Origin of the sequence: Halomonas sp. ND22Bw (assembly GCF_003011945.1) — a bacterium.
GTDB lineage: Bacteria > Pseudomonadota > Gammaproteobacteria > Pseudomonadales > Halomonadaceae > Halomonas > Halomonas halophila.
Genome location: NZ_PXWD01001269.1, coordinates 1 through 256 on the forward strand (window position 1 = coordinate 1; position 256 = coordinate 256).

General features: G+C 73.4%; 1 protein-coding gene. It reads left to right on the forward strand.

All coding sequences use genetic code 11. The features are described from left to right. On the forward strand, positions 1-256 hold a 256-nt coding region (locus CVH10_RS22265), incomplete at both ends, for a TRAP transporter large permease subunit (protein WP_146143286.1).

The window sequence follows — 256 nt, forward strand, 5'->3', positions numbered from 1 at the left end:
GATGTCGGCGGCCGGCGCCTGTGCCGGCTTCGGTGCCATCTGCGGGTCGTCGCTGGCGACGGCGACGACGCTGAGCCAGGTCGCCCTGCCCGAGCTGGAACGCCCCCATTACGACAAGCGCCTGGCCGCCGGTACCGTCGCCGCGGCGGGCACCTTGGGCATCCTCAATCCGCCGTCGGTGCCCCTGATCATCTCCGCCGTGCTGCCCCAGGCATCGCTCGCCAAGCTGGTCCTGGCCGCCCTCGTCCCCGGGCTG